The organism is Helicobacter mastomyrinus (genome assembly GCF_039555295.1).
Classification (GTDB): Bacteria; Campylobacterota; Campylobacteria; order Campylobacterales; family Helicobacteraceae; genus Helicobacter_C; species Helicobacter_C mastomyrinus.
The window spans coordinates 1,816,760-1,835,630 of the sequence record NZ_CP145316.1; the positions used below are offsets into that span (position 1 = coordinate 1,816,760).

Sequence of the window (18,871 nt, forward strand, 5' to 3'; positions counted from 1 at the left end):
ATCTTGCATTATATCTCCTTTGTAGTGGGGTGGGTATGGGAAAATTGATGAATAAAATCTGTAATTTTTGCAATATCATTGAGTGGCAAGATAGGCAAATGCGTGGGCAGAATCTGTGTATTTGCCACACTTTCATCAATGGCAAAGGCATTTGCATAGGGGATATAAGCAGATTCTATATATTCTCTTGCCACCACGATACGCGGGAATGGTAGTGTTTTAAGCCCTTCGATAAATACATAATCATACGTTTGAAACATATTTAGGGCTTCATAAAAGGCTTGGGTTTGGGTAGATTCTGTATGTGGGGAGGCGTGCCTTAGCTGCAGGGTAGTGCGTGTAGGGGAGATAAGGGCGACTGCGTGGGAGCGTTGAAAAAACTCATAAGAATCTTTGCCCTTTGTATCAAACATTGCCTTATCCTTTGGGTCGTGTTTGATAACTGCTATTTTGCAATGCTGCAAATACTCGCATAATTTGCAGATAAGCGTAGTCTTGCCGCTATTGCTTTTCCCGCTAAAGGCAAAGACAATGGGCTTTTTAGAATCTTGCATAAGATGTCCTCAACGTTTGGCTAGAATGCCGCTACCTGCTAAAGGTTTGCTACGTTTTTGCGCATAGATTCTCTGCTGATTGATAATATCATATTTCCAAATGGGCGCATTTGCCTTAAAATCCTCAATAAAAGGCATATATACTTCAAAAGCTTCTTTGCGGTGAGAGGAGATAATCCCGCACATATAGGAGCTTTGGGAGTATTGGACATCGCCGATGCTATGCGCCATACAGATATAGGCATTATGCTCTTTTTGCGCTTTCTGCTGCCACTTATCAAACCATTTTTGCAAAAGCGGCTTGTAAATATCAAAGCTTAGGGCGTTGATTTGGGATTCTTTACGCACGATACCGGTAAAAACGCTTAGCGCCCCAGCATTAGAATCTTGAGCTAATCGCTCCCATTGTGTGTAAATCTCCGCGGCGGGTAATGCCCCTTGATATAGCTCAAGCATTAGCCACCGCATACAGGAGGGAGTAGCACGACCTTATCGCCTGATTTTAGGGGATAGCTAATGTCCTCTATGATTTCATCATTGACAGCTACTGCACTGATTTCAAGCCAACAATGCAAAGTTTCATCTTGGGATAAAATCTCTCTTAGCTCCTTAAGACTTTGGACTTCTAGCTCACGTGAGGGGATATTACTCATAGGACCTAAAAATTCAACTTTCACCATAAACATTCCTTGCTGCGTGATTATTGATATGTAAAGCATACCAAAGCTGAAGTTAAAAGTGATTTAAAAACATCACTTTGACTTCCTCTCCTGCTGCCAAATCACTGCCATTCTCCTCTAAAATCGCTAGGGCGGTATTATGCGTAAGATTGTTAATCATTGAGCTTTGGAGGGATTTTTTCGCACTAAAGCTTACATTAAACGTGCCCTGCTCATCATTATAAATCTCACAAGCACGGAATTCCATACGCGTATCCACTCTTTTGATATTTTCAAGCAAACGCGCCTTAAAGAAAGTGGGCTTGTGGATTCTACCCTGTAATCGCGCGAGAATAATAGAGCCAAAGAGGAGGAAGGTTACCGCGCAAGAATTAGGGAATCCGGGTAGCCCTAAGATAAATGTATCACCACAAGATGCACACGCCACAGGCTTACCCGGCTTCAATCGCACACCTTTGAAATGAATCTGCCCCATTTTTTTAATCACATCTTGTGTGAAGTCATAATCTCCCATACTCATACCGCCAGTGCTGATAATCATATCACACTCACGCAAAGCGCGTTCATATGCGGCTTTAATCATCGCTTTATCATCTTTAAGCAAGGGATACACCATAGGCTCTTGCCCCATTTGCAATAAAATAGATTCTAAAAGATGGGGATTGACGCTTCTAACGACATTTTCATACTTTTTTTCCTCGCCTACCTCGATGATTTCATCGCCCACACAGAGAATCCCCACGCGCGCCTTTTGATAGACTTGGAGGAAGTTTTGATTGAGTTCAGCGAGTAAGCCTATTTCAAAAGCGCCGATTTTATCACCTTGTTTGAGTAGCACCTCACCTTTTTTGTAGTTATCGCCCGCTTGACGAATCCACTGATGTGGCTTGATATTATCTGCTGATGTGTTTAAAAAGATTCTGTTATCTTTTAATGTGATATGCTCGACAATGATAAGCGTATCTGCATTTATGGGCAGCAAAGAGCCTGTAAAAGTTTTTATCGTATATCCTCTTTGTAAGGTGGGGCGGTTAGGATTCCCTGCTTTGTTGGGCGGCAAAATTTCTAAGCCATTTGTAAGCAATGTAGGCATATCTTCAAAATTTATCGCATAGCCGTCCATTGCTGATGTTGGGTAAGATGGAACGTCACACGGAGCGGTTATATCTTCTGCGCAGATTCTATGAAGTGCGTTTTTAAAATGCACTTGCTGGGTGCCAAGAGGCTTGATAGGCAGGGTATTTAGGATTTTTACAGCCTCATCATAGCTAATAAGGGTAGGATAGTCTGCCATATTGCCTCCTTATATTGAGTTTAAAGCAAATGTCCTAGTTTTTGCTTTTTTACTGCTAAATAGCCTTGATTATGTGGATTAGTAGGAGTGATAATACTATGGCGCACAACTTTTGCATAAGGTTTTATGGCGTTGATTTTTCGCGGATTGTTTGTTAAAAGATTAATTTGTGTGAGATGAAAATGCTTCAAAATCTCCCCCACGATTTCATAAGTCCTTAAATCACTTTCAAAGCCTAATTCGTGGTTTGCCTCCACCGTATCATAGCCTTTGTCCTGTAAGGCATACGCATTGATTTTATTAAATAGCCCTATGCCACGTCCTTCCTGACGTAAATAGATAAGCATTCCACCCTCATCATTACGTGCAATTTGTTCCATTGCAAGGGCGAGTTCATTCCCGCAATCGCATTTTTTTGAACCAAAAACATCGCCAGTTAGGCATTCAGAGTGAATTCTCACAAGAGGAATCTCTCCTAAATGCGATGTGAAAACTACAAGATGTTCTTTTGAAGATTCTTTAGTGATATATTCACGAAAGCTGATAGCAAGAAAATCTCCAAAACGCGTAGGGAGCTTTGCTTGCTGTGATACCTCATATTCCATATTTATCCTTTAATATATAGCAGTGCAAAATGTCTTATTTTTGAGAAAGCGCATTGTAAAATAATTTATTAAATCTGCATATAATTTTTTATGGCTTATCAATTTATAAAGGATAATTATTATCTATTAATTATTTTTAGCTAAATTAAAAAAGTCAAATTAATACAAAGGAGAAAAAATGGCAAAGAAATTGACAACAGCGACAGGAACACCCATTGGCGATAATCAAAACTCAATGACAGCAGGAGCCCGCGGAAGTGTGCTTTTGCAAGATACTTGGCTTTTAGAGAAGCTCGCACATTTTGATAGGGAGAGAATCCCCGAGCGAGTAGTGCATGCAAACGGCAGTGCGGCGTATGGTGAGCTAACTATCACTAATGATATTACGAAATATTCTAAGGCGGATATTTTTAGTCAAGTGGGCAAAAAAACAAAGGCATTTTTAAGATTTTCAACCGTCGCAGGTGAGAGAGGTGCAGCAGATGCGGAGCGTGATGTGCGAGGATTTGCGTTGAAATTTTACACAAATGAGGGTAATTGGGACATTGTAGGTAATAACACGCCTGTGTTCTTCATCAAAGATGCTTTGAAATTCCCTGATTTTATCCATACGCAAAAGCGCGACCCAAAGACGAATCTAAGAAGTGCGACAGCAGCGTGGGACTTTTGGAGCTTACACCCTGAATCTTTACATCAAGTAACGATTTTGATGAGCGATAGAGGCATTCCCCGCAGTTATCGTGAAATGCACGGCTTTGGCAGCCATACATATAGCTTTATCAATGCAAGAAATGAACGATTTTGGGTGAAATTTCACTTCAAATCTATGCAGGGTATCCACAATCTCACCAATAAAGAAGCCGCAGAGATTATCGCAAATGATAGAGAATCCCATCAACGCGATTTGTTTGAAAATATCGAAAAAGGTAACTTTCCTAAATGGCGATTTTGTGTGCAGATAATGCCTGAAAAAGACGCAGCGAATTATCGCTTTAATCCATTTGATTTAACAAAAGTATGGAGTCATAAAGATTATCCATTGATTGAAGTGGGGATTTTAGAGCTTAATAAGAATCCTGAAAATTATTTTGCTGAAGTAGAGCAGGCAGCTTTCAATCCTGCTAATATCGTGCCGGGCATTGGGTATAGCCCCGATAAAATGCTACAAGGGCGATTGTTTGCCTATGGCGATACGCAGCGATATAGATTAGGTATTAATCATACGCAATTGCCTGTGAATGCGGCAATTTCTCCTGTATCCAATACACAGCGAGATGGCTATATGCAGATGGGTAAATTTGGTGGGGAACGTAACTACAATCCAAGTAAATTTGATGATTATAGCGAAGATAGCAATGCTATTGAGCCGCCATTACATACACAAGGAGGCGATGTAGCGATGCGATATAATCACAGAGATACAGAAGATGATTATTATGTCCAAGCCGGAGATTTGTATCGCTTAATGAATGATGCACAAAAAGAGGCGTTGTGTCAAAATATCAAAGAGGCAATGGAAGGTGTGCCAGCGGATATTAAAAAGCGTCAAATTGAGCATTTTAAAAAGGCTGATCCTGCTTATGGCAAACGTGTAGAGGAGCTAGTGCTGTAAGGATTTATATTAAAGTATTTGCGCTCGTAGGGAAGTGGATTCCCAATACTCCACGTATGATGGGATAACGTCGGCTTCTCTGTCTTTAATCCCTCTCTTGCAGGGTATTGTAAATATTTCATAAACCCGCAGTAAATGTGGATTCAGGAAATAGGCTATTTCACTTTTACATATAAAAATATCACACAGATATTTTTATATTTCCTGTGCCGTAAGATTTTTAAACCTTAGAAACTCACTCTGCAAGTGTGAAGTGAGAAAGGTAGTCTAGCAAACACTTCGTGCGTATGACAATCAAAGCAAGTATATTTACTAAGTGTGTGCTTTTCTAAAAAACTTTGTTTTACAGGAAATTTCTTTTGTCCTCGTAGTTTTGCTGTTACTAGATTTGCCTTAGGAGGGCTGCAGATGCAAAGTAAGATCTTTTCTAAAGAAGCATTGCTTTGCAAGTGTAGATAAACATTTTGAAACTCTGCAAGGGCAAAATAAGGCTTTAGCTCTATTCTTTAATTTTGCAATGATAAATGATGTGATTCTGCACCCTGTGTATACGTGGATATGCTGGATTTATGTCTTAAGTATTATAGATAAGATTTTTAATCAATTTATAAAATATATTTGGAATGCCTTATAAAATAGCATAAAGTAAAATATCAAAAATGCATACAAAAGATAGATTCTAAGCAGCAATGAGAAAAGGAGCAATATGACACTTACGCCACAAGAAGAGCAAAAACTCGAGGAATTTTGCGCTAAGGCATTTGACTTCGCACGAGAAAATGATAAAGAATCTTTAGAAATAATGCTAAATGCGGGATTAAATATTAATCTAGCTAATCACAAAGGCAATACGTTGCTAATGTTAGCCGCATATCATAATAATATAGAAGTGGTAAAAATGCTGCTAGAGCGAGGTGCGAAGGTCGATAAGAAGAATGATAAAAATCAAACACCCCTTGCTGGTGTGTGCTTCAAAGGCTATACAGATATGGCAAAATTACTACTTGAATATGGTGCGGACCCTGATATTGATAATGGAATGGGGCTTACACCGATGAATTGCGCCTGTATGTTTAGACACAAAGACATTATCCCTCTACTTCTAAAAAAGTCTAAAAAGAAACTCACATTAATGCAAAAAATCAGTATGTTTTTGATGTGTGTGAAGGACATAAGAAGAGATACTTTCTAAGTTTCTTAAAATCTTGTAATGTTATAAGGATATCAAAATATGAGCTTCTTATGCTTTTAAATTCATCATTCAAAGGGCATTTTCTTGCGATTTTTACGATTGGAGTGTGGGGCATTACCTTTAGCTCGACAAAGATATTATTAGCAGATTTCGCTCCTAGCGAGATTTTATTTATCCGCTTTTTGATTGCTTTTGTGTTTTTAAGTGCGCTATGTAGGCATAGTATCGGCTTTTGTGGGCTAAAATATGAAGTGATTTTTATATTTGCTGGGCTTTTTGGTGGGTGTTTGTATTTTCTAGCTGAAAATATTGCTCTGCAATACACAAGTGCGTCTAATGCCTCGTTACTTGTAGCAATCAATCCTTTTTTTACGGGACTATTATTTGCAATTTTTTATCATAAAAAAATGAGCAGATTTTTTATTTTTGGCTTTATTTTTGCGTGTGTTGGGATTATTTTAGTCATTTTTCAGGGAAATTTTCATATAGAAATCTACCCTGTGGGAGATTTTTTGTGTATTTTGGCTGGGCTTACATGGTCGATTTATACATTGTTTTTAGAGATGATTTTTAAACATTTTAAGGCTTATTCTCATATTGTAATTCTAAAGAAAATCTTTTTTTATGGGCTGATTTGGACTTTACCCGTTATGTGTTATGAAAATGGCATTATAAATGGTGATTTTGAAGCCATTTTGCATTTCTCGCGCTATATGGATATAACAAATGCACTCAACCTATTGTTTTTGGGTGTTGTGGCTTCTGGGTTATGCTATTTGACTTGGAATATGAGTCTTAAATTTTTAGGTTCTCTTAAAGCGAGTGTATATATCTATGCTGTGCCTGTAGTGGGTGTGAGTGCTGCTTGTATTCTTTTAGGAGAAAGTATCAGTTTGTATATTATTATCGGTGGGATATTAACGCTTTTTGGGATATTTTTAAGTCAAAAATGATTTTTAGATTTTAAGCAAAGTGGGCTAACCTCTTTATTTAAGAAAACAAAATACACTTATAAAAAGTTAAAGCAAGGATAAATAATGAAAAAACTGCTGGTTTTTCTAGGATTTTTTGCGCTCATTGCGGTTGTTGCGTATGCTGTGGTCGGCAATAAAAGCAAAGTGAACAATAAAGGCGAAATGCCTGATAATACTGATATATTGGAGAAAGTGATGGACGGACATAAGGAAATTTATCTTGCAGGTGGCTGCTTTTGGGGTGTGGAGAAATATTTTGATTCTATCAAGGGCGTGGTGGCAACTGATGTGGGCTATGCTAATGGCAGGATAGCGAATCCAAGCTATGAAGATGTGGTGTATAAAAATACCAATCACGCGGAAGCAGTGCATATCGTGTATGACCCTACGATAGTAAGCCTCTCTTTTTTGCTTGATATGTATTATAAGGTGATTGATCCTACTTCTGTGAATAAGCAGGGTAATGATAAAGGCACACAATACCGCACAGGCATTTATTTTGTGGATTCTGATGATGAGGCAATCGCAAAAAAATCACTTGAAAATTTGGCACAAAAATATCAAGGGCAGAAAATCGCCATCGAATTGCTACCACTTAAAAACTACTACAAGGCTGAAGAATATCACCAAAAATACCTCGATAAGAATCCAAATGGCTATTGTCATATAGGCGAAGATAAGTTTGAATACGCAAAAAATGCTAGAGATACGAGTTTGACAGGATTTGCACAAAATTCGCAAAGCACACCTTTGTCCTCAAAGTCATCAATATGGCAGCAAAGCCTTGAAGCACAAAAGACATATACTGCCCCAAGCGATGCAGTTTTGAAACAGAATCTTAGTGAATTGCAATATTGTGTAACGCAACAAAATGCCACAGAACCTGCCTTTAGAAACGAATATTGGAATAATCACAAAAAGGGCATTTATGTCGATATAACCACAGGTGAGCCGCTCTTTTCTTCAAAAGATAAGTTTGATTCTGGCTCGGGTTGGCCTAGCTTTACTAAGCCCATTTCAGGCACGAACTTGAAAGAATTAGCTGATAATAGCTATGGTATGAGTCGCATAGAAGTGCGAAGTGAGGGAGGAAATGCACATTTAGGACATCTCTTTGATGATGGTCCAAGAGAAGCTGGAGGGTTGCGCTATTGCATTAATAGCGCATCTTTGAAGTTTATCCCAAAAGAAGATATGGAAAAGCAGGGCTACGGGCATTTGCTGCATTTGGTGGATTAAATACTTTAATTGGCTACCTCACAAGTGTATGCAGAAATAGAATGAACCGTGATAAATGACACACCATAACTATAATAGAATCTGGATATTGTATTCCACTTAGTGGCTAAGAAGATATAATTCTTCATCAAATGATTTTAAGCACCTATCTTAGACTTTTCTCCCATTCATACGCACTTTTGACAATCAACCTTAAATTATTAAATTGTGGTTTCCATTGTGTGAGGGAGAGAATCTTTTCATTTTTCGCACTTAGAGCGATAGCGTCGCCCTCTCTACGAGCAGATTCTATAACTTTGAAATCAACGCTACTTACTTCTTTGACAATATCAATCACTTCTCTTACGCTATATCCTTGAGAATAGCCTACATTAAATATATTTGATTGTTTGGTGCGTTGCAGATAGTGCAATGCCTCAAGGTGTGCGGTGGCTAAATCATCAATGTGGATATAATCCCGCACACAAGTGCCATCTTTAGTAGGATAATCCACGCCAAAAATGCCCATACTCTCCCTTTTGCCACAGGCACATTCACAGGCGACCTTGATAAGATGTGTAGCATTTTTACTTCTTTGTCCCAAACCTTGATGATTTTTAAGCCCTTCAGGGGTGTTATCCATACTCGCTCCAGCGACATTAAAATAGCGCAGAGCAACATATTCAAAGTGTTTATAAGCTAATGCACTATCTTGTAGCACTCGCTCGCTCATCATTTTTGACGCCCCATAGGGATTAATAGGCAAAAGCGGGGCATTCTCATCAATAGGTATAAGCTCTAGGGGAGGCTCACCATACACAGCGGCTGTGGAGCTGAAAATAAACTTTGATATGCCATATTCTACGCATAGGGCGATAAGGTTTGTTGTGTTTAGGGTATTATTTGTGTAGTATTCAATGGGTTTGAATACAGATTCTCCCACGATGAGTGAGGCTGCGAAATGTATCACGGCTTCAAATGTGTAAGTTTCAAACAAAGAGCACATTTGCTTTGTGTCATTAATATTGCTTTTAATAAAGGTAATTCTCTGTGGGAAGCACGATTGTAGGTAGTTGATATTCTCTTTGAATCCTGTGCTTAAATCATCGATAATCACTAAATGATAATCTGTATTTTTTAAAAAGCAATAAGCTGTATGTGAGCCGATATAGCCACTCGCACCGGTAAATAAAAGATATGCCATATTTGTCCTTTTTATTAGAATCTACACCCTTAAATAAACTAAAAACTCAACTTCAATAGCTTAAGCAAGTTTTAATTTATCACTTTTAGCGCTTGTGATGAGTAATCCCGCAGAACTAAGGCTAGGGATAATGATTTATACAAGCAAGATTTTGCAAATATGGATAAACACCGCGTGTATATATGGAAACTTTGTGCGAAACCTGTGCTAATAAGACCTTATATAGGGATATATCACAATATTATAAGGAATGTATGATAGAGAATCCTTAAGAGAAAGATTCTATAAAAGTTTGATTAAGAAAAGAAGAGATAGTTGTAAGAATTAAAGAGAATATGGTAGGTATTGGTTTAGTTTTGATGTTTTGTAGCAGATTTATTTCTAGCATTAGCCCCCCCCCCATTTGTTTGTTGCTTCTTGTAATTGACACGAGATTTTAAACCCTAGAAAATTATCACTTTACATATTCTTTACTTTCTACTTTATAGAACTTTACATCGTTTTTTTACACTTCAATCTGTCAAATATGACACTACTCTATTTAAGGAGATTTATTGTGAAAAATTTAATATGGCATAGCCGATTTTGGTCTTTATGTTTTGTGCTTTTAAGTGTTTTTGGTGTTTCGCTTGGGTTTGCAAAAGCTCAAGATATTCATATTATTTCAAGAGAGGATGGCTCTGGCACAAGAAGCGCATTTGTTGAACTTTTTGGAATCTACCAAACTATCAAAGATAAAAAGATTGACAATATATCTAAAAAAGCGGAGATTACTAACTCTACTGCCGTTATGCTTGTGAGTGTGGCGACTGATGAGGACGCCATAGGCTATGTGTCATTAGGCTCTCTTAATTCATCTGTTAAGGCATTAAAAATTAATGATGTAGAGCCAAGCATAGAGCAGGTGAAAAACAAGCAATACATTCTTTCGCGCCCTTTTAATGTCGTTACAAATAAATACAATCCTCTAGCGCAAGATTTTTTGCAGTTTGCGCTTTCTCAAGAGGCTCAAGATATTGTTGTCAAAGCAGGATATATCCCTATGGGAGAGAAAAGCTTTACCCCCGCAAATCCTAGCGGCAAGCTTGTTATTGCAGGTTCAAGCTCTATAACGCCCCTTATGGAAAAGCTCAAAGAAGTCTATTTAGCGCAAAATAAAAATGCAAAAATTGAGATTCAGCAATCTGATTCATCAACAGGTATTAGCGCTACACTGCAAGGTATCGCGGATATTGGTATGGTAAGCCGTGAGCTTAAAGAGAGTGAAAGGGCTAAAAATTTGACAACGCAAGTTCTTGCCCTTGATGGTTTGGCTGTGATTGTGAATCCAAAAAATCATATCCAATCCTTAAGAAAAGAGCAAATCAAGGCTATTTTTGAGGGTAATACAGCACAATGGAATGAAGTCATTAACCAATAAAAGAATGACACTGCATTTCATCGCTCAAAGGACAATAATGACTAAAGTAAAAAGCATAAAAAATCTTTATGCAATGGGTGTACAGATATTGTTTGCCTTATGCGCTTTTGCCTGTGTGTTTGCCGTGGCAATAATATGTATCTTTTTATTTACTTCCTCTATCCCTAGCATTATGAAAATAGGGTTTATGGATTTTATTTTTGGCTCTTTGTGGCAGCCCAATGCGGAAGTCTATGGCATTGCACCTATGATTGTAGGAAGTGTGTATGTAACTGCACTTGCACTCTTAATAAGTGTGCCTTGCGGTGTGTTAAGTGCTATCTATTTGGTGTTTTTCGCTCATAGATGGGTGAGATATGTTTTAAATCCTGCTGTGGAGCTACTCGCAGGGATTCCAAGTATAGTGTATGGATTTTTTGGGCTGATTGTGATTGTCCCCTTTCTTTCCTCTCTGCTTGGCACAAGTGGCAAGGGTCTCTTGGCTGCTTCTGTGCTTTTGGGGATAATGATTTTGCCAACTATCATTCTTGTGTCTAAAATAAGTCTTCAAGGCATTGATAAGGCTTATTTAGAGGGAGGATTAGCACTTGGAGCGAGTAAAGAACGTGTGGCATTCTTCGTAATGCTAAGGGCTGCGCAAAGTGGTGTGCTAGCAGGGATTATTCTAGGCACAGGAAGGGCGATTGGCGAGGCGATGGCAGTAATTGTCGTTGCGGGGAATCAGCCCATATTCCCCCAATCCCTAAGCGATGGAGTGCGCACGCTTACTACAAATATTGTGCTTGAACTTGGGTATGCTGCAGATTTGCATAGGGAGGCACTTATCGCCTCGTGTGTGGTGCTTTTTGTCTTTATTTTAATGATTAATCTTTGTCTTAATGCGTTAAAAAGGAGGTGTGTGAATGAATAGAGCATTGCTAGCTATCACCCAAGCGTATGAAAAATATAAATGGGATATATCGCATAAGGATAAGCTTTCTTGCGCTCTTTCCTTTATCTTGCATATTTCTATGATTGTATGCGGAGCTATGTTTGTTTTTGTGATTGGCTATATTTTGCTTAATGGCATACAGCATATTCATATCAATCTTTTTGAGTGGGAATACACTACTCAAAATGTATCTATGCTCCCCGCAATTATTAATACCATAACCATAGTGTTTATTTCGCTTCTCTTAGCAATACCCATAGCGATTTTTGGCGCTATTTTCTTAGAGGAATACACACATTCACAATCACGTCTTGTGCGTCTTGTTGTTCTAGCTATTGAAACACTTGCTGGGATTCCAAGTATAGTATATGGGCTTTTTGGATACCTAGCGTTTGTTGTGTATTGTGGATTTGGGTTAAGCCTTTTAAGCGGGGCTTTAACCTTAGCCATTATGGTGCTACCTCTTATTTTACGCAATACCCAAGAGGCAATACGAGCAGTGCCTCACACTTACAAAGAAGCCTCACTTGGGCTTGGAGCTTCACTACTGCGCACTATTTTTGTTGTGATTTTGCCCTGTGCGATGAGCGGGATTGTAGCGGGAATCGTGCTAAGTGTGGGGAGGATAGTAGGGGAGAGCGCGGCATTACTCTACACCGCAGGAAGTGTAGCCCAAATAGCAGGTTTGTATGATTCTTCGCGGACATTAAGCGTGCATATGTATGCGCTTTTGAGTGAGGGGCAATATATGGAACAAGCCTATGCAAGTGCAGTTATCCTCCTTCTCATAGTGATTGGAATAAATACACTCTCGCACATTCTTGCAGCATATTTAAATCCCTACAAGCATTAAAGGTATAGAGAATGGAGAATATAGTTTTTCACATAGAGTGTTTAAATCTCTACTATGGGCAATTTCACGCGCTTAAAAATATCCATTTGGATTTATTGCGCAATGAAGTCAGTGCATTTATAGGACCAAGTGGTTGCGGTAAATCTACACTTTTAAAAAGCCTTAATCGTATGAATGATTTAGTGGAAAATTGCGTAATACAAGGTGATATACACTTTTGTGGGCAGGATATTTATGATAAAAGTTGTGATGTTAATATTTTGCGGAAACGTGTAGGTATGGTGTTTCAAAAACCAAATCCATTTCCTATGAGTATTTATGACAATATCGCATTTCCTTTACGCACACATTATTCTCTTAAAAAGATAGAGATTGATGAGAGTATAGAATCTTGTTTGAGAAGTGCGAATATGTGGGAGGAGGTAAAGGACAGGCTGCATAAGTCTGCCTTAGCACTTAGCGGAGGGCAGCAACAAAGACTATGTATCGCCCGCTCGCTAGCATTAAAGCCTGAAGTGATTTTGATGGATGAGCCCACTTCAGCCCTAGACCCTATCTCAACGCTTAAAATTGAAGATTTGATTAATGAGCTTAAATCGCAATATAGTATCGTGATAGTAACGCACAATATGCAGCAAGCTGCTCGCATAGCGGATAAGACGGCGTTTTTTCTTATGGGGGAGATGATTGAGTTTGACAGCACGGAGCAGATATTTACCACACCCAAGGAACAAAAGACAAAAGACTACATTACAGGGAGGTTTGGATAATGCGTGATGTATATACAGCACAGCTTAATGCACTTAATGCGCAATGCAATATAATGCTTTCTTTGAGTGAAGATTCATTAGCATATGCGTGTTTTGGTGATTCAAAAATGGATATAAAAGAGATTGAGTTTATAGTAGAGCAGCTTAATGGGCTTGAAAAAGATATTTTTCACGCTTGTGAGATGATTATCTTAAAGCAGCAGCCCGTAGCACAGGATTTAGAATCTATTACACGCATTATTCGGCAGATTCTGGATTTGCGTCGTATTGGGGAGATTTCACTCAATAGCGCTAGAATTATTGTCGATATGCCCCAAGCATATAGATTTAGCCTTTTAGGAAAAATGGCAAATCTGCTCTATGAGATGTTTAGCGCTTTTAGGGAAAATCATATGCAACGTGTAAAAGAGTTAGAGGATATTATTGATTCTTGTTTTAGGCAGGTTAAAGCACAAATTGCACAAAATATTCAAAATTCCTATCAAGATGCGCATTGGTGGCTTGAAATACTTATGTTATCAAAATATTTTGAAAAAATTGCCGACCATATCAGTGCTATGACTTATGCTTAGCGCTAAAAGGAAAAAGATGGGAGAAAAGATAAAGGATTGATGTGATTTTTGTTCTTGAAGATGATGAGGGAATTTTAAGTCTTGTGCTTTATGCTTTAGAATCTGCCAATCTTGATGCAAGGGGTTTCCACACACCAAGAGAATTTTGGGAGGCTCTTAATGAGGAAAAGCCCTCCTGTATCTTGCTTGATGTAATGCTGCCAGAGGAGAGTGGATTAAGCATTTTGCAAAAGCTACGCAATAATCATAAATACAAAGATATATGTATCATTTTGCTCACAGCTTTAGAGAGTGAAATCGATATTATCAAGGGCTTGGAGAGCGGGGCAGATGATTATGTGAAAAAGCCTTTTAGCGCATTGGAACTTATCGCACGTATCAAGGCTTTGCTACGTAGAAGTAGCCAACATAATGAATGTGAATTTACATTCCACGAGCTTACATATTCTAAGAAAAATCATAATGTCCGCATTGGGCATCAAGTTTTACATCTTTCTTTAAAGGAATTTGAGCTATTGGGCTTATTTTTGCAATCGCCCAATCGTGTGTTTAGTCGCGAGGAATTGCTTGAGATTATTTGGGGGTATAATATTTCAGGCACACGCACAATCGATATACATATCAATACTTTGCGCTCTAAGCTAGGAGCCTATGGCACATATATTAAGACTATCCGCGGCATAGGCTATCAGTTTAATACCTTGGAATCATAGAGGACAATGTGAAAAAAAAGATTTTTTATGCTATCTTTTTTGGCATTTTTAGCGTGCAAATATTAAGCATACTCAGTGTGGTGCTGATATTTGATAATCTCATAAAGTCCCAAACTTTCGCACGTCTAAGCTATGTACTGACGCATTTGCATACAGATGAAATTCATAAGATTCTTACCCATCAAAGCAGTGGATTCCCAACAGCCTATCGCATTACCTTGCTCTCTGCGCAAGGAGAAGTCCTCTATGATAATAAAGCACAAGTAGAATCTATGGATAATCATCTAATGCGCGATGAGGTGCAAGAGGTGCTTAAAGGTTCATACACAAGTCCTCGATATATCTTTACGCAAAGAGAATCTAAGACATTAAATGAGCAGACATTATATGCTACAACGCTTGTTGAGGTTGATTCTATACCTATTATCGTGCGTTTAAGTGAGAGAAAAAAGATGTTTAAAGCAGTGATTTTTGATTTGCTTCCTTATTTAAGCGCATTGTGTGTTTTTGGCATTATTTTGAGCGGCGTATTGGCATTAATATTAAGCAGAAAGATTATTGTCCCTATTGAGAATATTAATCTCTCTCACCCGCTTAAAACCAACCCCTACCCCGAGCTAAAGCCCTTTATGCAACGTATTGCCAAACAAAAGAAAAAAATCAAAAAGCAGCTTGGAATCATTAAGGCGCGACAGCGGGAAATTGAGATGATTATCTATAATATGAAAGAGGGATTTATCTTGCTTGATACAAAAGGGGCAGTGCGCTCTTTTAATGCTATTGCGCTTGAGTATCTTAACATTACAGCAGAGGATATAGTGTTTGAGATACCACATTTGCAGAGTATGAATACAGAGATTACATCTATGCTTGATGATACGCAAGGTGAGGATAGGCATTTTGAATGTGTGATAGGGGAGCGGACATTATATATTGTCGCGCTTCCTGTGCGGGTGAAAAATATGCTACAAGCCTTAGCGCTGCTTGTGATTGATAAGAGCGCACAAAAACAAGCCGAGGATTTGAGGAAGTCTTTTAGTGCTAATGTAACACACGAGCTTAAAACGCCTCTATCAGTGATATTAGCGAGTAGTGAAATGCTAAAAAGCGGTCTGGTAAAGCAAGGAGATGAGCAAAGCTTTTTGACAAAAATTTATATCGAGTCAAAGCGACTTTCCACACTTATAGATAATATTTTGCGCCTGTCATTTTTTGATGAAAACACCCTAGAGCTTGAAAAATCGTATGTGGATTTGTATGAGATATGCAAACGTGTGCAAAAAAATCTTATGCCCTTAGCGCAGAATAAAAATATTCACATATACCTTTTGCCCCCACCTCAAAGCAAGAGTGAGATTTGGGGGATAAGCTCACTTATTGAGGATATGGTATATAATCTTGTAGAAAATGCCATTAAATACAGCTATGAGGACAGTACTATCACGATATCTCTAAGCCACAAAGAGCAGTATATTACGCTAAGTGTGAAAGATGAGGGGATAGGGATTCCCCTTGAGGAGCAAGAGCGAATCTTTGAGCGCTTTTATTGTGTGGATAAAAGCCGTAGCAAAAAGCTTGGCGGCAGTGGGTTGGGCTTAAGTATTGTAAAACATATCGTTGGGATACATAATGCACGCATTAAGCTTGTAAGCAAAGTAGGTAAAGGCACAAGTATGAGTGTAGAGTTTATGCCCTATGAGACTTAATTTTACAAGCTTAGATTGATGTTTTGTGCGAATGATGAATGAAAAAACTCTAGTCGTTCAAGGGTAAGAGCAAGGGATATGAGGGATTCATAATATAATAGAGCTCTATCAGCTATAAAAATTGCATAAATTTTGTGCATAAATATATTTTTATGTCTAAAAGCTGTCTTTAAAACATCAAAAGTTGTGCAAAACAAAAACATATAATTAATATAGAATAGTTCATTCTCATTGAAAAAAGGGGATTATAAAACCTCTTGGAGAAAATTTAGAGCAAAGGGTAAAAATGGATATACATCAAATGTATAAGCAAAAGATTACAAGTGCAGAAAATGCGGTGAAAGTAATTAAGTCCGGTGATTGGGTCGATTATGGTTGGGCTGTAACTGCGCCTGTAGCACTTGATGTAGCCTTGAGTAAGCGCATCGAGGAACTAGATGATATTAAGCTTCGTGGAGGTATCTTGCTTCAAGTCCCTGAAGTCTTTAAAATCGATACACAAGGCAAACACGCCTCTTGGCATACTTGGCACGCAAGTGGCATAGGGCGCAAACTTATAGAGCAAGGCTTGGGATTCTATATGCCTATGCGATATAGCGAATTGCCACGATATTATAAGGAAACATCAGCTATGCCTAATGTGATAATGCTACAAGTTGCACCGATGGATTCACACGGGTATTTTAACTTCGGTCCTAGTGCTTCGCATTTATCTGCTTGCATAGAGAAAGCTCAAGTGGTGATTGTAGAGGTAAATGCGAATATGCCCCGTTGTTTGGGGGGCTTTGGCACAGATGTGCATATCTCACAAGTGGATATGATAGTCGAGGGGAGTAATCCACCCCTTATTGAAGTGCCCTCAGCTGAAATCTCTCAAGTAGATATGGCAGTAGCAGAGCTGATAGTAGAAGAGATAAGCGATGGAGCGTGCATACAATTAGGTATAGGCGGTATGCCTAATGCGGTAGGTTCTTTTATCGCAAAGTCGCATTTGAAAGATTTAGGCGTGCATACGGAGGTATATGTTGATGCGTTTGTGGAGATGACTGAAGCGGGTAAAATCAATGGCAAACGCAAGAATATCAATAAGGGCAGACAGACATATTCCTTTGCGATGGGGACTAAGAAGCTCTATGATTTTTTGGATAATAATCCTGAATGTATGAGTGCGCCGGTGGATTATACCAATGATATACGTATGATTGCTGCGCTAGATAATTTCATTTCTATCAATAATGCAGTGGATATAGATCTATTTGGGCAGGTAAATTCTGAATCTTCAGGCACAAGGCATATTAGCGGTGCAGGCGGACAGCTAGACTTTGTGCTTGGAGCATATCTGGCTAACAATGGCAAAAGCTTTATATGCTGCTCTTCCACAATGAAAGCAAAGGATAGCACACTTAAGAGCAGAATCTTGCCTACCTTGCACGAGGGTAGTATCGTAACTGCCACGAGGGCAAATGTGCATTATCTTGTTACTGAATATGGCAAGGCAAATCTTAAGGGCTTAAGCACTTGGGAGAAATGCGAGGCGATTATTGGTTTGGCTCACCCGGATTTTAGAGATGAGCTTATCCTCAAAGCAGAGGAGATGAAAATCTGGCGAAAAAGTAACAAAATTCGCCCATAATCTAAGAAAAGGAGGCATACACTACAGTTTTATAGACATTACATTTTAAAGGAGATACGATGAAGACACAAGGAGAAAAATTAAGGGAAGCGGTCGCACAACACCACCCATTGCAGATTCTAGGTGTTATCAACGCATATAGCGCAATACAAGCGCAAAAATGTGGTGCAAAAGCACTCTATTTGAGCGGAGGTGCATTAGCAGCGATGAGCTTGGGTGTGCCGGATTTAGGTATTAGCGCGTTAGAAGATGTATGTGTCGATGTGCGTAGAATCACCGCAGCGAGTGATTTACCCTTGCTTGTTGATGCCGATACAGGTTGGGGAGGGGCGTTTAATATCGCTAGGACGATACGAGAGCTTACCCGCAGCGGTGCGGCAGGGTGTCATATCGAAGATCAGGTAGCACAGAAGCGATGCGGACATCGCCCTAATAAAGAGCTGGTAAGCCCCCAAGAGATGTGCGATAGGGTAAAAGCCGCTGTAGATGCGAGATTAGATGCAAGCTTTGTAGTAATGGCGCGCACAGATGCACACGCGAGTGAAGGGCAGCAAGCGGCCCTTGATAGGGCGGCATTATATGTAGAATCTGGAGCAGATATGATATTTGCCGAGGCTATCCACACATTAGAGGAATACAAGCAATTCACGCAGCACATTAAAGTGCCTGTGTTAGCAAATATCACGGAATTTGGTAAGACACCTTATTTTACACGCGATGAGCTAGGAGATGTAGGGATAGCTATGGTGCTTTATCCATTATCTGCGGCAAGGGCGATGTGTAAGGCGGCGTTAGGTGTGTTTGAGGATATTTTGCAAAATGGCTCACAGAAAAATAGTATTGAAGCAATGCAGACACGTGCAGAACTCTATGAGACATTAGGCTATCACGAATACGAGCAAAAGCTTGATAGGCTTTTTCAATCAAAATAAAGGAGTAA

Annotated in this window: 19 protein-coding genes; 13 read left to right on the forward strand and 6 right to left on the reverse strand. The window is 39.0% G+C overall.

Annotation, left to right across the window (positions count from 1 at the left end; translation table 11 throughout):
• Positions 1-8: 8 nt before the first annotated feature.
• The 5 genes from mobB to ribA are packed head-to-tail and all read right to left on the reverse strand — an operon-like array spanning position 9 to position 3,133.
• Positions 9-554 carry a molybdopterin-guanine dinucleotide biosynthesis protein B gene (gene mobB / locus V3I05_RS09205; RefSeq protein ID WP_300448261.1) on the reverse strand — a complete coding sequence of 182 codons (546 nt, stop codon included), beginning with the start codon at positions 552-554 and terminating at the stop codon, positions 9-11.
• A gap of 9 nt (positions 555-563) precedes the next feature.
• Positions 564-1,010: a molybdopterin synthase catalytic subunit gene (locus V3I05_RS09210; protein WP_295701579.1), complete on the reverse strand. Its 447-nt coding sequence runs from the start codon at positions 1,008-1,010 to the stop codon at positions 564-566.
• Entirely contained in the window at positions 1,010-1,234 is a 225-nt protein-coding gene (locus V3I05_RS09215) for a MoaD/ThiS family protein (protein ID WP_343353407.1), read from the reverse strand. Before V3I05_RS09215 ends, V3I05_RS09210 begins: the two co-directional genes overlap by 1 nt.
• A gap of 52 nt (positions 1,235-1,286) precedes the next feature.
• The gene (locus V3I05_RS09220) at positions 1,287-2,528 is read right to left on the reverse strand and encodes a molybdopterin molybdotransferase MoeA (RefSeq protein ID WP_343353409.1); all 1,242 of its coding nucleotides are present in this window, start codon (positions 2,526-2,528) and stop codon (positions 1,287-1,289) included.
• Between the two features lie 20 nt (positions 2,529-2,548).
• A complete protein-coding gene (gene ribA / locus V3I05_RS09225) occupies positions 2,549-3,133 on the reverse strand; it encodes a GTP cyclohydrolase II (RefSeq protein ID WP_295701573.1) in 585 nt (194 codons plus the stop codon).
• A gap of 178 nt (positions 3,134-3,311) precedes the next feature.
• Between ribA and V3I05_RS09230 the strand changes: the two genes are divergently transcribed.
• From V3I05_RS09230 to msrB, 4 genes are all read left to right on the forward strand, one after another.
• Positions 3,312-4,745, forward strand: a complete 1,434-nt coding sequence (locus V3I05_RS09230) for a catalase (RefSeq protein ID WP_295701571.1) — start codon at positions 3,312-3,314, stop codon at positions 4,743-4,745.
• Between the two features lie 706 nt (positions 4,746-5,451).
• Positions 5,452-5,937 (forward strand): ankyrin repeat domain-containing protein, encoded by a 486-nt coding sequence (locus V3I05_RS09235; RefSeq protein WP_300448249.1) that lies wholly within the window; start codon positions 5,452-5,454, stop codon positions 5,935-5,937.
• A gap of 50 nt (positions 5,938-5,987) precedes the next feature.
• Positions 5,988-6,890 (forward strand): DMT family transporter, encoded by a 903-nt coding sequence (locus V3I05_RS09240; RefSeq protein ID WP_300450728.1) that lies wholly within the window; start codon positions 5,988-5,990, stop codon positions 6,888-6,890.
• Between the two features lie 84 nt (positions 6,891-6,974).
• Complete coding sequence (msrB, locus tag V3I05_RS09245) at positions 6,975-8,150, forward strand: peptide-methionine (R)-S-oxide reductase MsrB (RefSeq protein ID WP_300448243.1); 1,176 nt, start codon at positions 6,975-6,977, stop codon at positions 8,148-8,150.
• 145 nt (positions 8,151-8,295) lie between these two features.
• On the opposite strand, the gene galE is transcribed toward msrB, so the two are convergent.
• Complete coding sequence (gene galE / locus V3I05_RS09250) at positions 8,296-9,333, reverse strand: UDP-glucose 4-epimerase GalE (RefSeq protein WP_300448240.1); 1,038 nt, start codon at positions 9,331-9,333, stop codon at positions 8,296-8,298.
• Positions 9,334-9,889: 556 nt separating this feature from the next.
• On the opposite strand from galE, the gene V3I05_RS09255 reads away from it, so the two are divergent.
• The 9 genes from V3I05_RS09255 (at position 9,890) to prpB (ending at position 18,863) form a co-directional block, all read left to right on the forward strand.
• Positions 9,890-10,753 (forward strand): substrate-binding domain-containing protein, encoded by an 864-nt coding sequence (locus V3I05_RS09255; RefSeq protein ID WP_300448237.1) that lies wholly within the window; start codon positions 9,890-9,892, stop codon positions 10,751-10,753.
• A 37-nt stretch (positions 10,754-10,790) separates the two neighbouring features.
• Positions 10,791-11,663, forward strand: a complete 873-nt coding sequence (gene pstC / locus V3I05_RS09260; RefSeq protein ID WP_300448234.1) for a phosphate ABC transporter permease subunit PstC — start codon at positions 10,791-10,793, stop codon at positions 11,661-11,663.
• Positions 11,656-12,537 carry a phosphate ABC transporter permease PstA gene (gene pstA / locus V3I05_RS09265; protein ID WP_300448231.1) on the forward strand — a complete coding sequence of 294 codons (882 nt, stop codon included), beginning with the start codon at positions 11,656-11,658 and terminating at the stop codon, positions 12,535-12,537. Before pstC ends, pstA begins: the two co-directional genes overlap by 8 nt.
• Before the next feature lie 11 nt (positions 12,538-12,548).
• A complete protein-coding gene (gene pstB, locus V3I05_RS09270) occupies positions 12,549-13,307 on the forward strand; it encodes a phosphate ABC transporter ATP-binding protein PstB (RefSeq protein WP_300448228.1) in 759 nt (252 codons plus the stop codon).
• The gene (locus V3I05_RS09275; protein ID WP_295701550.1) at positions 13,307-13,879 is read left to right on the forward strand and encodes a phosphate signaling complex PhoU family protein; all 573 of its coding nucleotides are present in this window, start codon (positions 13,307-13,309) and stop codon (positions 13,877-13,879) included. The genes pstB and V3I05_RS09275 overlap by 1 nt, the downstream gene beginning before the upstream one ends.
• 41 nt (positions 13,880-13,920) lie before the next feature.
• The gene (locus V3I05_RS09280) at positions 13,921-14,592 is read left to right on the forward strand and encodes a response regulator transcription factor (RefSeq protein WP_300450713.1); all 672 of its coding nucleotides are present in this window, start codon (positions 13,921-13,923) and stop codon (positions 14,590-14,592) included.
• 8 nt (positions 14,593-14,600) lie between these two features.
• A complete protein-coding gene (locus tag V3I05_RS09285; RefSeq protein ID WP_300448221.1) occupies positions 14,601-16,298 on the forward strand; it encodes a sensor histidine kinase in 1,698 nt (565 codons plus the stop codon).
• Positions 16,299-16,584: 286 nt separating this feature from the next.
• Positions 16,585-17,931: a butyryl-CoA:acetate CoA-transferase gene (locus tag V3I05_RS09290; protein WP_343353410.1), complete on the forward strand. Its 1,347-nt coding sequence runs from the start codon at positions 16,585-16,587 to the stop codon at positions 17,929-17,931.
• Positions 17,932-17,990: 59 nt separating this feature from the next.
• Positions 17,991-18,863 carry a methylisocitrate lyase gene (gene prpB / locus V3I05_RS09295; RefSeq protein WP_295701540.1) on the forward strand — a complete coding sequence of 291 codons (873 nt, stop codon included), beginning with the start codon at positions 17,991-17,993 and terminating at the stop codon, positions 18,861-18,863.
• Positions 18,864-18,871 lie beyond the last annotated feature (8 nt).